The following is a 13,738-nucleotide window of genomic DNA, read 5'->3' as shown; positions in this document are numbered from 1 at the left end:
GAGGGGAGATGCACATGACTGGTTTTGCACGTGTCTGGGGCGTTCTGTCCGGCCTTGCGGCCGCCGCCACCTTCGCTGCGCCGTCGATCGCGGCCGACAGTCCCACGCTCGCCAGGATCAAGTCGAGCGGGGCCATCACCATCGGTCATCGCGAGGCGTCCATTCCGTTCTCCTATCTCGGTCCCGATCAAAAGCCGATCGGCTTCTCGATGGACCTCTGCGCCGCGATCGTCGAGAGGGTCAAGACGGAGCTGAACCTGCCCAATCTCGCCGTCAAATATACGCCGGTGAACTCGTCCAACCGGATCCCCCTCATTCAAAGCGGCACTATCGACATCGAGTGCGGCGGCACGGCGAACGACAGGAAGCGGCAGGAGCAGGTCTCGTTCTCGGTCGCCACCTTCGTCAGCCAGCCGCGCTGGCTGGTCAAGGCGGATAGCGGCCTGAAGACGGCGGGCGATCTCAAGGGCAAGACCATCGTCGTGACCCAGGGCTCCAATGCCGTCGGCTTCGCGCAAGGCGTAAACGCAAAGGAGCAGCTCGGCTTCAATATCGTCCAGGCGAAAGACCACGCCGAATCCTTCCTGATGCTGAATACCGGCCGCGCGGCCGCCTTCATGGAAGACGATATCCTTCTCGCCGGCCTCAAGGCCGCGGCTCCGAAACCGGATGCGCTGATCTTTCTCCCCGAGGGCTACGCCAAGATCTATTATGGCCTGATGTTCACGAAGGGCGATGCGCCCTTCAAGGCGCTCGTTGACGACGTTCTGTCGAAGCAGATGGCCTCTGGCCAGTTTGAAAAGACTTACGCCAAATGGTTCACGCGGGCGATTCCGCCCAAGGGCGAGAACCTCGCTTTCCCGCTGACGGACGAACTGCAGCAGCGGATCGCCCATCCCAGCGACGCGGTCGATTAGCCGGAGAACAGGAATGTCCGTCGCACGCTGACCCTCTCTCGCATCCGAAAGCTTCGAGGTTGGCCATGTTCGCAGTGCTTTTTGAACCGACGGCAGATGGCCAGCGCTACATCGACTGGCTGTTGTCGGGCCTCGGCTGGACCCTGGCACTGGCGTTCTTCGGCTGGTGGATTGCCTTTGCGGTCGGAATCGTCGTCGGCATCGGCCGCACCGTGCAGAACCGAGCGGTTGCGGCGCTTGCGCGGCTCTATGTCGAGATCTTCCGCAACATCCCGGTCCTGGTGCAGATGTTCCTCTGGTACTTCGTCCTGCCGGAGATCCTTCCCACGACGCTTGGAAACGCGATCAAGCAGATTCCGCCGCCCTGGGGATCGTTCTTTCCGGCGCTCATTTGTCTCGGGCTCTACACCGCGGCCCGGATCGCCGAGCAGGTCCGTGCGGGGATCGAGGCCCTGCCGAAAGGACAGACCGAGGCGGCGAGCGCGCTCGGGCTCAGCTCATATCTGACCTATCGCCACATCATCGTGCCGCAGGCACTGCGCTTGATCGTGCCGAGCCTGACGAGCGAGGTGATGGGCATCTACAAGAACACCTCGGTCGCGCTCACGATCGGGCTGATGGAGCTCACGGCCCAGGCGCGCCAGATCAGCGAAGCGACGTTCCAGACCTTCACGGCGTTCGGCGCTGCGACGCTGATCTACCTCGCGCTGGCGCTGATTGCGTATCAGGGGATGGCGCTGATCGACCGGGCCGTGCGCATCCCCGGCACGGCGCGGACACACGATGATATCGCGCCGAACCTCGCCGAGGATATTCAACAGGCCGGCTCGTTGCCTGCGGAAATGGAGATCGCGAAATGAACAGTCTCGATTTCTCGATCGTTCTGCAGGCGTGGCCCTATCTCTGGTCCGGATTGCTGTTTTCGTTGGCGCTGACCGCAGTCGCCTTCGTGGTCGGCATGGTCCTGGGCACCTGCTTTGCACTGCTGCAGCACTTCGAGGTGCCGGTGATCGCAAAGATCGTGCGCGGCTACATCGCCCTGGTCCGCTCGATCCCGCTGATCCTCGTCCTGTTCTGGTTCTTCTTCCTGGTGCCGATCGTGCTTGGCCATCTCAGCGGAAGCGGGCGGCCGGTCCCGATCGGCGCGACCTGGACGGCCTTCATCACCTTCGGCCTGTTCGAGGCGGCCTATTATTCGGAGATCATCCGCGTCGGCCTGCGCGCCGTGAACCGCGGGCAGTTCGAGGCATGCCAGGCGCTCGCATTGTCCACCTTCGAGACCTATCGCAGCGTGATCATGCCGCAAGTGCTCCGCGTGGCGAGCCCGATCATCCTGAGCCAGACCATCATCCTGTTCCAGGACACGTCGCTGGTCTACGTGCTCTCGCTCACCGATCTGCTCGGCGCAGCCTCGAAGCTGGCGCAGCTCAATGGCCGCCTCGTCGAGATGTACCTCGTGATCGTCGTGGTCTACCTCGCGATCAGCTCGGCGGCTTCGCAAGGTGTTGCGCTGCTGCGCAAGCGCTATGCGATTGCCGGAACGCGCCAATGAGCAACGTTGCGAGACATCCTGTCCCCTGGGAGACGAAAATGGTTCAGCAGACCGCCGTGGGCGAGACGGGCCGACCGCAGGCCATCGTCGCCGTGGAGGGGGTGGTGAAGCGGTTCGGCCGCTTCACGGCCCTGAATGACATCAATCTCAGTGTGAGGGCAGGTGAGAAGATCGTGCTTTGCGGTCCGTCGGGTTCGGGCAAGTCGACGCTGATCCGCTGCATCAACCATATCGAGACGCATGATTCCGGCCGGATCGTCGTCGACGGCGTCGAGCTGACGGACCGGATGGGGGACATCAACACCGTCCGCCGCGAGGTCGGCATGGTGTTCCAGAGCTTCAACCTGTTTCCGCATCTCTCGATCGTCGAGAATTGCATGCTGGCGCCGATGAAGGTGCGCGGCCTGTCACGCGCGCAGGCGCACGAGCGCGCGCAGGGTTTCCTGCGCAAGGTGCGCATCCACGATCAGGCGAACAAATATCCGGGACAGCTGTCCGGCGGCCAGCAGCAGCGTGTCGCCATCGCGCGCGCCCTCTGCATGCAGCCGAAGATCATGCTGTTCGACGAGCCGACGTCCGCGCTCGACCCCGAGATGGTCAAGGAGGTGCTCGACATCATGGTGGAGCTCGCGCGGGACGGCATGACCATGGTCTGCGTCACGCACGAGATGGGCTTCGCCCGCGAAGTCGCGGACCGCGTGGTTTTCATGGACCGCGGGGCGATTGTCGAGGAAGCCGATCCCGAAACCTTCTTCCGCGCGCCACGCACGGAACGGGCGAGGGATTTTCTCGGCCAGATCATTCATTGACCGGGGAGGACCGTTCCTCGCGATGATGCCGTTCTGCGGGTGTTTTGCCCGCCCTGTCAAAGCAGCGTCATTGCGAGCCATCGTGTCGTCACCGACGACTGAAGACCCCAATGATTTCAATGGCCCCGCTACTGTGCATGGGGTTGTTTTCGCACTTTTTGTTATGAGGCTGGCGAAACGGCCGCGCCTCAGCGCCGGCCACGCGGCGCCTCGGCCTTGGCGGGCTGATCGGTCTGTGGTCCGCAGCTCGCGGCTGCAAGCGTCGCCTGCGCCTGCGGCATCAGGCCGGGCTCGGGGGCGAGCGCCTTCATCACGATCAGGCCGGTGGTCGAGGGGGAATCGATGATCAGTCGGTCGGCCGCGGTGACCTCTTCGTCCTCGGGCAGCTCGCTGTGCTGCGCTTCCGTCATCAGGTCGAGTTCGATCACCTTGCGGCCCGCCGAGCGGTCGTTGATGGCGTAATAGGCGATCTCGTTGCGGGTGTAGAACGACACCGAGGTATAGGCCTGGCTCACCGGCACCGTCAGCTTGATCGGCCCGTTCGTCAGATCATAGCGGCAGATCGCCAGCGCGAAGGCCGGATCCATGAACGGCATTGGCGAGGTGTTGGGATCGGCGAGGGGAAGCTGGCTGACGCCGTTGAGCTTCGTCATCGGCGTCAACCGCGAATAGGCATCCTGCGTCGCGATCCGCGGCAGCGCCAGCACGCTGACGAGATGGACGACGAGGCCCAGAACGATGCCGGCGATGATGGTGAACAGCAGGCGGATCATGAGCAGCCCGCCGTCGTGATGCTGGGCATCGGCGCATCGCGCTGGGTGCGCGTCGCAACGCCAACGGGGGTGTCGTAGAGGCGCAGCATGAGTGCGTAGCGCTCGATGCCGCCGGTCGGCAGCCAATTGCCGGCGCGCGAGCGCGAAGCGATGCGGATTTCGAACGAACCGTCGGACTGCCGCACGATCTCCTGGCTGGTGAAGCCGTAGCGCTGGAGTGAATTGGCGACGAGGTGGCCCTTGCGGTCGTAGAGCGTCAGCGTCCAGAACCGCGCCGGCGGCGTCACGCCGGAAACGACGACGTCGCAGCGGCCGTCGAGCGCCTTCTTCTTGTCGTCAGTGGTGGCGGTGAAGGCGACGCCGTCGCCGGTGCCGATCGGCAGCTCGCCGTTGCGCACGATGGTGGCGCGCGAATAGGGATCGACGTCTGCGGTGCCGGTGCGCGGCCGCGCGGTCCAGGCGCCGATCGTCAGCGCGCCGATCTCGGTGCCTCGCGTCGTCGTCATCCAGGTCGCGCCGACGCCGACCACGGTCGCGAGCAGGAGGGCCGTCAATGTGATCAGGATCAGCCGCACTTGTTTCGATCAGTTCTTGCGCGGGACGGACACGTTGGCATTCTCTTCCGCATAATTCTGCGGGAAGGCGAGCGCGCTCGCCGCCGAGGACGGCCCGGCCGGCTTGGTGTCGGCATCCGCCGATTTCCTTGCAGACTTGGCTGCGTCATCCAGCAGCTTCTCGACGCGCACCAGGATGTCGGCGCCGCGCTTGGTCAGTACCGGCGGCGGACCCGGCTTGGTCTCCAGGATCTTCGGCGCCGCATTGGCCTGCGCGTTGCTGACATGCTGCGGCGGCAGCTTCTGGCCCATGCCGATGCCGGGGATCTCCCGGACCTCGATGCCCTGATGCGCCGCGAGCATGATGTCGTGCCAGGTCTGCGCCGGCAGCGAGCCGCCGGTCATGCGGTTGGTCGGCGAATAGTCGTCGTTGCCGTACCACACCGCGCAGGTGAAATTGCCGGTGTAGCCGACGAACCAGGCGTCGCGATACGCGTTGGTGGTGCCGGTCTTGCCCGCGGTCGGAATGCCGTCGAGGGCTGCGCGGCGCGCGGTGCCTTCGCTGACGACGTGGCTCATCATGCCGGCCATGTCGGCGGCAACGGAGGCGGGGATCGCCTGCCGCGGCTTCGGCCCGTCGCGGTCCCAGCGCCAGACCGGATCGCCGGCGCCGGTGCGCACCTCCAGCACGGCGTGCGGCGTCACGGCCTTGCCGCGGTTCGGAAACGTCGCGTAGGCCACGGCGTGCTCGAGCACGGTGACTTCGTCCGAGCCGATCGGCAGCGACGGCGTGTCGGGCAGCGGCGCCTTGAGCCCGAACCGGCGCGCGACCTCGACGATCTTGGCGCGGCCGACCTTGGCGGGGTTCTGCGTCTTCGGCTCGTTCTTCCGGCCGATCTCGATCGACAGCTTCACCGGCACGACGTTGATCGAGCGCGTGATCGCCTGCGTCAGCGTCACCGAGCCGGAATAGGAATGGCCATAATTCTGCGGGCACCAATTGCCGATGCAGACCGGGCCGTCGACCACGATCGAGTTCGGCGTGTAACCGTTCAGCAGCGCGGTGGTGTAGACGTAAGGCTTGAACGAGGAGCCGGGCTGGCGATAGGCGTCGGTGGCGCGGTTGAACTGGCTGGCGCCGTAGTCGCGGCCGCCGACCATGGCGCGGATGCCGCCGTCGAGATCAGCCACCACGGTCGCCGCCTGCGTCGCGTGATAGTCGCGGCCGAACTGGCGAAGCTGGTTCTCGACCGCGTCTTCGGCCGCCTTCTGCACGTTGGCGTCGATCGCGGTGCGGACCACGAAGACGCGCTCGGTGTAGGATTTCGGGAAGGTGTCGACCAGCTTGCGCATCTCGTCGAAGGCGTAGTCGAGATAATAGTTCGGCGACGCCTCGTCGCGGCGGTCGACCGCGAAGGCGGGGTTGCGGCGGGCGCCGAACACCTGGCCCTCGGTCATGAAGCCGGCATCGACGAGATTGTCGAGCACGACGTTGGCGCGGGCGCGCGCCGCAGGCAGGTTGATGTGGGGCGCGTATTTGGTCGGCGCCTTGAACAGGCCGGCGAGCATCGCCGCTTCCGCCAGCGTCACGTCGCGCGCGGATTTGTTGAAGTAGAAATGCGCCGCGCCGTCGACGCCGAAGGTGCCGCCGCCCATATAGGCGCGGTCCAGATACAGCTTGAGGATCTCGTTCTTGGTCAGGCGCCATTCAAGCCAGATCGCGAGGAAGGCCTCGTTGACCTTGCGTTCGATGGTGCGCTCGTTGCTCAGGAACAGGTTCTTGGCGAGCTGCTGGGTGATGGAGGAGCCGCCCTGGCGGACGCCGCCAGCTTGCGCGTTGGTGACGAGCGCGCGCGCGGTGCCGGCGATGTCGATGCCGAAATGCTCGTAGAATCGGCGGTCTTCGGTCGCCAGCGTCGCCTTGATCAGCACGTCAGGAAAATCTTCCAGCGGGATCGAGTCGTTGTGCTTGATGCCGCGGCTGCCGATCGGGTTGCCGTAGCGGTCGAGGAAGCTCACCGCCAGATCGGACTTCTTCAGCCAGTCCTCGTCCGCGGTCTCGCGGAAGGCGGGAATGGCGAGGGTGAGCATCACGACCAGGCCGCCGAGGCCGAGGGTCGCGGCCTCCGACAGCGGCTCTATGAATACCCAGCGCTTCCACCGCCCGACATAGAAGCGGTCCATGAAGGTCGAGTAGCGCTCGTAGAGCTCGCGGATGCCCTTGGCCGAGGAGAACAGCGAGGAGTCGATGCGCGCGTCCAGATCCAGGAAGAAATTCCGGATCCTCTGCTTCCAATGCGGTGGTATGATCTGGCGCACCTAGAACCCTTGAGGCTCGCTTCGAAAGCGTTCAAGCACCCGGCCGGGGCGGCGTCGAGACGTCTTGGGGGAATGTTGCGGCAAACCCAAGGCGCCCGGCCAGCATCCGAGGGACTTGCTGTTCCTTCTAGCCGAGCGGAGCCCATAAACCAATGGTCACGCTCGCGATTTTGAACAACAGGCTGAATTGACCCCGGGTCACTACGGGCCCCAAAAGCGCGTTGCTTGCACCACCCCGGCCGCACGCCCTAGATGGTTTCGCCGTAGCTCTTTTGAACTTTTGTTGAGGCGCATGACCGCAGTTCCCAAACGACCTTCAGGCCAGGAAGGATTCTTCTGGAAAACCAAGACGTTGGAAGAGATGTCGGGGCCCGAATGGGAAAGCCTGTGCGACGGCTGCGGGCGCTGCTGCCTGAACAAGCTCGAGGACGAGGACACCGGGCAGATCTATTTCACCCATATCGGCTGCAAGCTGCTCGATGGCGCGAGCTGCGGCTGCAAGGACTATCCGAATCGCTCCGACAAGGTTCCGGATTGCGTCCGCCTGACCCCGGCCAATGTCCGCACTCTGAACTGGCTGCCGCCGAGCTGCGGCTACAAGCTCGTTGCCGAAGGCCGCGATCTCTATTGGTGGCATCCGCTGGTCTCCGGTGATCCCAACACCGTGCATGACGCCGGCGTCTCCGTGCGCGGCCGGGTCGAAGGCAGCGAGGAGCAGATTCCGGACGAGGAGCTCGAAGACCACATCGTGCAATGGCCGGCGCTGCTGCCGAAACGGGCCCGCCTGAAGCGACGTCCGAAGGACTGATCCGCCGCACGCCGCCGTTCAATTGTTCGGGATGACCCCCGGGCGGGATGCTCCCATGCGCCGCGGTGCCTGCCTGGGACGAACTTTGCTGTCTACATTGGCTGCATAGAACGAATCCATCGCGGCGTTGCGCCGCCCCACGATGCCCGATCGAAATGAACAAGTTCGAACGGCAGACCAGTTCTGCCGATACCCAGACTTTGCCCGATGATATCGCCGAAGAGCTGTCCCGGCTTCCGAGCGAAGTCATCAGCGTCGATGATGCCCCGTCGATCGCGCCGCCGGCGCCGCTGTCGCAGGACGAGGTCCGCACCATTGTCATCAGCCTGATGCTGACGATGTTCCTGGCCGCCCTCGACCAGACCATCGTGGCGACCGCGCTGCCGACCATCGGGCGCCAGTTCCAGGACGTCTCCAATCTCTCCTGGGTCATCACCGCCTATCTGCTCGCCTCGACCGCGGTCGCGCCGGTGTTCGGCACCTTGAGCGACATCTACGGCCGGCGCGCCATGATCATCATCTCGCTCAGCCTGTTCGTGGCAGGCTCGGTGCTGTGCGCGATCGCGCCGAATATGCCGATGCTGATCCTGTCGCGCGGCCTTCAGGGTCTCGGCGGCGGCGGCATCATGCCTGTGGTGCAGACCGTGATCTCCGACGTCGTCTCCCCGCGCGAGCGCGGCCAGTATCAGGCTTATTTCTCCAGCGTGTGGATGGTCGGCGGCATCCTGGGCCCGGTCATCGGCGGCGTGTTCGCCGAGCATCTGCACTGGTCGATGATCTTCTGGATCAATCTGCCGCTGACGGCCGCGGCGCTCGCGCTGCTGCTGCCGAAGATGAAGAAGATTCCGGTGTTCCACCGCAAGCGCAAGGTCGACTGGCTTGGTGGCGTTCTGCTGATGGCCTCCGCCGTCGTCTTCATGCTGGTGCTGACCTGGGGCGGCACGCGTTTTCCGTGGCTGTCGCCGACTGTGCTGGCGATGGTCGGTGGCGCCGTCGCGCTCGCGGTCAGCTTCGTGTGGCACGCCCGGCGCGCCGACGAGCCGTTCCTGCCGCTGCCGCTGCTCGGCGGAAGCGTCGTGCCGTTCGGGCTCATGGCCGGCGGTTGCGCTCTCGGCGCCATTACCGGCCTCACGGTCCAGCTCCCGCTCTATTACGAATCCGTCTATCACCTAACCGCCAGCGAGGCGGGCCTTGCGCTCATTCCGCTCGCCGCCGTCTCGACCGTTGGCGCGGCCGTTGCCGGCCGCACCATGGCGCGGGCCAAGCACTACAAGCGCGTCGCCATCATCGGCACCTCCTGGGCCGTGCTGTGTGGCCTTGGCCTCACGCTGACGACGCTGCCGCTATGGGGCCTGCTGACGCTGATGGCGGCGTTTGCGCTCGGCCTCGGCACCACCTTTCCGGTCTGCGTGGTCTCGGTGCAGAATTCGGTCGCGCGGGCGCAGGTCGGCACCATCACCGGCGCCTTGAACTTCTTCCGCTCGCTGATGTCGTCCTTCACGGTCGCCGCTTTCGCGGCTATCCTGCTGATCGCGCTCGGCATCGACGTTCCGCTCGCCGGCGAGCATCATGCCGCAGGCAGCGTCGCCATTCCCGCCGAAGACATGCGGCACGCCTTCCGCTACGTGTTCGGCGCGGCCACCGCGCTGATGACGATTGCCGCGCTCTGTCTGATCATGATGGAAGAGCGGCCGCTGGCCGGTCCCTCGGCGAAGCAACCCGTCGAGATGGCGGAGTAGGCTAGCCGCCTCGATCGGCGTAAGGCTCGTTTGCGACGTTGCCCTCGGCGGCCTTTCGCGCCGCCGCTGCGAGATGGGTCTTGAGCTGCGCCAGCGCATCAGTGGACCAATCCCGGACATCTGTGACGGCGACCCAGGCATCGACGTAATGTTCGGGCGCGTAGACATGGCCAAAGCCCATCGGCGTATTGGTCGCGACCGCCATGTCGAGGGCGAGCTGCAGCATGGTCACGACGGGATACCATCGCAACTCCGGTGACACATCCGGCCCGCGCGGCGCCGTCATCCAGTCGGGGGCCCGATAGGCGTCGCGATAGGCGAAGAAGGTGATCGCGTCGCTCGCATATTGCAGATAGACGACGCGCATCGGACCCCAGGGCGCATCTGCCGGCACGGTCGGTCCATTCTGGTTCATGAAGCGTACGAAGCGGCCGTCGCGGAATTCCGGCAGCCAGGCCGGCGTGCCCGGATTGCGGCCCGCCGTGATCGAGCGCCAGATGCGACTTTCGAACGGCGCGCCGCTCAAAAGTGCGCCCGCAATTGGATCGCCGATCATCTCGAACAGCTCTGCGGATTTCTCCGAGTTCATCGCGCCGAGGCTCAGTCCATGCAGGTACAGCTTCGGCCGCCGGTCCTTCGGCAGCGTCGTCCAGTAGCCGTAGATTTCCGAAAACAGGGCGCGCGCCGCTTCTGCACCGTATTCTGGCTGAAACAGCAGCGACAGCGGACTGTTGAGATAGGAATACTGCATCGCGACACTGGCGATGTCGCCATGGTGGAGATATTCGACGGTGTCCATCGCGGCGGGGTCGATCCAGCCGGTTCCGGTTGGCGTGACGACGATCAGGATCTTGCGGTCGAAGCCGTGCTGGCGCTTGAGCTCGTCGAGCGCGAGCCTGGCGCGCGCTTGCGCCGTGTCGGCGCCACCTAGGCCGACATAGACCCGCACGGGCTCCTGCGCGGGCCGTCCCGTAACGGCGCTGATCTCCGGTGCGGTCGGCCCCGAGGCGATGAACCGGCGCCCCATGCGTCCGAGCTGCGCCCACTTCACCAGCGAGGCGGCACTTCCTGTCCGTTCCGGCGCGGTCGGCTGCGGCCGCTCGGGCTCGAGCAAGGCGTCGACTTCGCGAAAGGACGAATCGAGCACGTTGAACGCCGTGCGGATCAGGACATTGCTGGCGATGGACCAGAACAACAGGCCCGCGGCGAGCACGCCGATGACGTTCGCGATCCTCCGCGGAATGACGCGCCTCGCACGCGCGGCGATGAAGCGCACGGCAAGCGCGAACAGCCGCCCCAGCACCAGCAGCACGACGAACGTCATCACGGCGATGGCGCAGACCTTGAGCGGATGGACCGTCTCGACCGGCGCCATCTTCATCACGCTGCGTATCGAGTCTTGCCATCCTGCCGCCCGCCACAGAAAAACAGTGACGACGAGCAGGCAGGCGGCCGCGACCAGTGCGTTTGCGGTCGATCTCAGGCGCGCCGACGGCTCGGGCAATTCGAGATAGTGCCACAGCCAGCGCCAGACATTGCCGGCGAGATAGCCGATCCCAAAGCACGCGCCGGCGATGGCGCCCTGCGTGAGATAGCTCCGCGGAATCAGCGTCGGCGTCAGCGAGGCTGCGAAGAACAGGGCACCGAGCATGAGGCCGACGCCGGACAACGACAGCAATTGCCGCCGAATGAGCCACGCCAGTTTGCCGAAGGCACCCACTGCGCGATTTAACCTCAGCTGTTGTCTGACAGACCGCTCTTGCGCGGCAGCACGATCGTGAATTCGGTAAACTTGCCGGGCACCGTCGCGACGTCGATCGCGCCGCCGTGCTGCTTCACCACGATGTCGTGGCTCATCGACAGTCCGAGGCCGGTGCCTTCGCCGGCCGGCTTGGTGGTGAAGAACGGATTGAACATCTTTTCCCTGACCTCGTCGGCAATGCCCGTGCCGTTGTCGCGGATGCGGATCTCCACGCTACCGCCGCGGTCGCGGGTTGCTACGGTCACCACCGGCTCGTAACCGGCGCCGCCGTCGGCCTTGCGCTTGGTGACCGCATGAAAGCCGTTCGAGATCAGGTTCAGCAGCACCCGGGTGATTTCCTGCGGAAACACCTCGGCTTGCCCGGCCGCCGGATCGAGCTCTCGCTGCAACGTCACGTCGAATCCCGGCTTCTCGGCCCGGGCGCCGTGATAGGCGAGATTGAGGCTCTCTTCCACCAGCCCGTTGATGTCGCTCAGCCCGTGCTCGCCGCCGCCCTCGCGCGAATGCAGCAGCATGTTCTTGACGATGGAATCGGCGCGCCGTCCGTGCTGCACGATCTTTCCGAGATTGTCCTTCAGGAGCCCCGTGAGCTCGTCGACTTCGCCGCGGATATCGTCCGCGAGGGCGACGGGTGCGAGCAGCTCGTTCAGTTCCTCGGTCAATTCGGCGGAGAGCGAGGCGAAATTGTTGACGAAGTTGAGCGGGTTCTTGATCTCGTGCGCGATGCCGGCGGTGAGCTGGCCGAGCGATGCCAGCTTCTCGGTCTGGATCAGGCGATCTTGCGCGGCGCGCAGATCGTCCAGCGATCGGCCAAGCTCCCGCGTGCGGTCCTGCACCTCGTTGAACAGGCGCGTGTTCTCGACCGCGATCACGGCCTGGTCGGCGAAGGTCTTGAGCAGGTTGATCGCCTTGTCCGGAAAGTGACCGGGCTCCGGCCGCGTCACGGCAATGGTGCCGATCGCAACGCCGTCGCGCAGCATCGGCACCACGAGGATGCTGCGATAGCCTCGCGTCCGCGCCAGCTCCTTCATGGCCTCGGTGAGGTCGGGTTCGTTCTGCATGTCGCTGCGGAAGGCATATTCTCCGCTCGCCGCCACCCGGCTGTGAATGCCTGACGCCGATAGCGGCGCCGGGAAGGAGCCGAGCAGATCGGCGTTGCCGGCCTCATTGTCGGTGGTGAAGGCGGCCAGATGCAGCATACCGTCGATGAGGCGGGTGACGGTGGAGGAGTGCCCGCCGATCAGCGCCTTGGCGCTGTCGGAGATCGCCTGGAATACCGGGGTGACGTCTGCGGGCGAGGCCGCGATCACCTTGAGGATGTCGGCGGTCGCGGTCTGGCGTTCCAGCGCTTCCCTGGTTGCGTTGAACAGGCTGACATTCTTGATCGCGATCACCGCCTGATCTGCGAAGGTCTGCAGCAGCCGCACGTGATGATCGCCGAACGAGCCCGTCGCACGGCGCGTGGCGATGATGATGCCGATGGCCTCGCCCTCGCTCATTAGCGGCGTGAACAGCATGCTGCGATAGCCCCGCGCACGCGCGATGTCGCGCGCCGCGGGCTCGATCTCGGTGTCGGGCAGCTGCGCGGCGGCACCATTGGCAACGAGCTGGCAGGGCGGGAATTGCGCGAACGGCACCGGAAAGGACGCCTGGAGCACGCGGTCGCCGGCCGGATCGGTCGGCGTGAATGCGGCGAGGTGCGCGGCGCCGTCGACATAGCGCAGCACCGCGGTGGAAAAGCCGCCGATCAGCCGGTTGGCGTTGGCGGCGATGGCGTCGAACACCGGCTGCACGTCGGAGGGCGAGGCCGCCATCACTTTCAAGATGTCCGCCGTGGCGGTCTGGCGCTCGAGCGCTTCGCGCGTCTCGTTGAACAACCGTGCATTCTCGATCGCGATCACGGCCTGGTCGGCGAAGGTCTGCAGCAGCTGCACGAGATCGGGCGCGAACGCGCCCGGCTCGGCGCGAGTGACGCTGATCATGCCGACCGGCGTGCCCCGGTTCATCAGCGGCATGAACAGCACGCTGCGGAAACCGCGCAGCCGCGCCAGTTCGCGGTTCAGCTCCGGGACGTCATCGGCTTCGCTGTCCGGAAACTGGATGGTCTTTCCGTCACGCACCAGGGCAAAGGTCGGGAAGTCCGCAATCTTGCGCGGGAACGAGGCTTTGAGCCCGTCATCCGCCTCCGGGCTGGTCGGCGTGAACGCCACGAGATGCAGCTCGTCGCCGATGAATTGAAGCACGGTGGCGGAGAAGCCGTCGAGCAAACGCTTGGAACTGGACGCGATCGCCGCGAAGACCGGCCGGGCATCGGAGGGCGAGGCCGCGATAGTGCGCAGGATCTCGGCGCTGGCGTTTTGACGATCCCGCGCGATCGCGAGCTTGCTGCGCAGCCGGGCGTTCTCGTCGGCGATATCGTTGGGACGGTCAGTCATTCGCAATCCAGCTCGATGCCGCGAGCTGCGCGGCACCGGGCCGGATTATCACATCCCCCACGGCGGGAGC

Annotated in this window: 11 protein-coding genes; 6 read left to right on the top strand and 5 right to left on the bottom strand. The window is 65.4% G+C overall.

The genetic code is table 11. The features are described from left to right. Nucleotides 1-8: 8 nt before the first annotated feature. From RX330_RS25860 to RX330_RS25845, 4 genes are all read left to right on the top strand, one after another. Nucleotides 9-917 carry an amino acid ABC transporter substrate-binding protein gene (locus RX330_RS25860; RefSeq protein WP_317240346.1) on the top strand — a complete coding sequence of 303 codons (909 nt, stop codon included), beginning with the start codon at nucleotides 9-11 and terminating at the stop codon, nucleotides 915-917. A gap of 65 nt (nucleotides 918-982) precedes the next feature. Further along, nucleotides 983-1,777, top strand: a complete 795-nt coding sequence (locus RX330_RS25855) for an amino acid ABC transporter permease (RefSeq protein ID WP_317240345.1) — start codon at nucleotides 983-985, stop codon at nucleotides 1,775-1,777. Beyond that, nucleotides 1,774-2,469: an amino acid ABC transporter permease gene (locus RX330_RS25850; RefSeq protein WP_317240344.1), complete on the top strand. Its 696-nt coding sequence runs from the start codon at nucleotides 1,774-1,776 to the stop codon at nucleotides 2,467-2,469. Before RX330_RS25855 ends, RX330_RS25850 begins: the two co-directional genes overlap by 4 nt. Nucleotides 2,470-2,507: 38 nt before the next feature. Then, on the top strand, nucleotides 2,508-3,278 hold the full coding sequence (locus RX330_RS25845) for an amino acid ABC transporter ATP-binding protein (RefSeq protein WP_249153051.1): 771 nt from the start codon (nucleotides 2,508-2,510) through the stop codon (nucleotides 3,276-3,278). A 188-nt stretch (nucleotides 3,279-3,466) separates the two neighbouring features. On the opposite strand, the gene RX330_RS25840 is transcribed toward RX330_RS25845, so the two are convergent. From RX330_RS25840 to RX330_RS25830, 3 genes are read right to left on the bottom strand one after another with little or no spacing between them, the layout of a single operon-like run. Then, nucleotides 3,467-4,051: a DUF1254 domain-containing protein gene (locus RX330_RS25840; protein WP_212081336.1), complete on the bottom strand. Its 585-nt coding sequence runs from the start codon at nucleotides 4,049-4,051 to the stop codon at nucleotides 3,467-3,469. Further along, the gene (locus RX330_RS25835) at nucleotides 4,048-4,626 is read right to left on the bottom strand and encodes a DUF1214 domain-containing protein (protein WP_317240343.1); all 579 of its coding nucleotides are present in this window, start codon (nucleotides 4,624-4,626) and stop codon (nucleotides 4,048-4,050) included. Before RX330_RS25835 ends, RX330_RS25840 begins: the two co-directional genes overlap by 4 nt. Before the next feature lie 9 nt (nucleotides 4,627-4,635). After that, nucleotides 4,636-6,924 carry a transglycosylase domain-containing protein gene (locus RX330_RS25830; protein ID WP_212081338.1) on the bottom strand — a complete coding sequence of 763 codons (2,289 nt, stop codon included), beginning with the start codon at nucleotides 6,922-6,924 and terminating at the stop codon, nucleotides 4,636-4,638. Between the two features lie 292 nt (nucleotides 6,925-7,216). On the opposite strand from RX330_RS25830, the gene RX330_RS25825 reads away from it, so the two are divergent. After that, on the top strand, nucleotides 7,217-7,732 hold the full coding sequence (locus RX330_RS25825) for a YcgN family cysteine cluster protein (protein ID WP_212081339.1): 516 nt from the start codon (nucleotides 7,217-7,219) through the stop codon (nucleotides 7,730-7,732). 155 nt (nucleotides 7,733-7,887) lie between these two features. Continuing rightward, nucleotides 7,888-9,471, top strand: coding sequence for an MDR family MFS transporter (locus RX330_RS25820; RefSeq protein WP_317240342.1), 1,584 nt, complete (start codon nucleotides 7,888-7,890; stop codon nucleotides 9,469-9,471). A gap of 1 nt (nucleotide 9,472) precedes the next feature. Here the strand turns inward: RX330_RS25820 and RX330_RS25815 are convergent, their stop codons facing one another. Next, complete coding sequence (locus RX330_RS25815) at nucleotides 9,473-11,122, bottom strand: alpha/beta hydrolase (protein ID WP_317243970.1); 1,650 nt, start codon at nucleotides 11,120-11,122, stop codon at nucleotides 9,473-9,475. Between the two features lie 83 nt (nucleotides 11,123-11,205). Continuing rightward, nucleotides 11,206-13,668, bottom strand: coding sequence for a GAF domain-containing protein (locus RX330_RS25810; protein ID WP_317240341.1), 2,463 nt, complete (start codon nucleotides 13,666-13,668; stop codon nucleotides 11,206-11,208). Nucleotides 13,669-13,738: the final 70 nt, after the last annotated feature.

It is taken from the genome of Bradyrhizobium sp. NDS-1, assembly GCF_032918005.1.
Taxonomy (GTDB): domain Bacteria; phylum Pseudomonadota; class Alphaproteobacteria; order Rhizobiales; family Xanthobacteraceae; genus Bradyrhizobium; species Bradyrhizobium tunisiense.
Note: the sequence above shows the minus strand (reverse complement) of the source record. Positions and strands in the feature narration are given on the sequence as shown.